Origin of the sequence: Bacillus cereus group sp. BfR-BA-01381, from assembly GCF_022663555.1 — a bacterium.
GTDB classification, from domain to species: Bacteria; Bacillota; Bacilli; order Bacillales; family Bacillaceae_G; genus Bacillus_A; species Bacillus_A pacificus.
The window spans coordinates 1-937 of the sequence record NZ_JAKUFR010000202.1 but is presented as its reverse complement, the minus strand read 5'-3'; the positions used below and the strand labels follow the sequence as shown (position 1 = coordinate 937).

Below are 937 nucleotides of genomic sequence, written 5' to 3'. Positions count from 1 at the left end.
TAGTAGAAGGGCTTCCTGAACATAATAGTAAGATAGTTTCTATAGATACAGATTGGATAAATATATCCAAAGAAAGTAGTAGAAACTTAGATGTTAATACTACTCCAGAAAGTTTAGCTTATATTATCTATACTTCAGGGTCTACAGGTAGACCAAAAGGGGTATGTGTTCCCCATAAAGCAATTAATCGATTAGTTTGTAATACAAACTATGTAACGTTTCAACATTCGGACAAAGTGGCTCAAGCTTCAAATACTTCTTTTGACGCAGCAACTTTTGAAATTTGGGGTGCTCTGTTAAATGGGGCTGGTATGGTTATTATTTCTAAAGATGTATTGTTAGCTCCTAGAGAATTCGCAACAATTATAAAAAAATATAAAATTAATATAATGTTTTTAACAACTGCACTGTTTAATCAATTTTCTAGGGAATTACCATCAATATTCAAATCAATGACAGTTTTATTTGGAGGAGAAGCTGTAGATGTAAAGTCTGTTAGAGAGGTATTAAAAAAGGGAAAGCCTAAGCGATTATTACATGTGTATGGACCAACTGAGAGTACTACGTTTACAACTTGGTATTTAGTTGAAAATGTTCCTGAGGATGCAACAAACATACCGATTGGACGTCCGATTGCAAACACAGAAGTATATGTATTAGATCGAAACCTCCAGCATCTGTCAATAGGAGTTCCTGGTGAACTGTATGTTGGAGGAGAGGGAGTAGCACGTGGATATTTAAATCAACCAGAGTTAACAGAAGAAAAGTTTATTCTTAATCCTTTTGTTTCAGATTCGAAAGCCCGTTTATACAAGACTGGGGACTTAGTTCGCTATTTACCAGATGGAAATATTGAATTTTTGGGTCGAATTGACAATCAAGTGAAAATCCGAGGTTTTCGAATTGAACTGGGTGAAATAGAAAATATATTAAGTGA

General features: G+C 34.4%; 1 protein-coding gene. It reads left to right on the top strand.

Features of this window, described 5'->3' with window-relative positions; translation table 11 throughout:
• Positions 1 to 937, top strand: a 937-nt coding sequence (locus tag MR079_RS28265; protein ID WP_242295080.1) for an amino acid adenylation domain-containing protein, incomplete at both ends; no start/stop codon positions are given.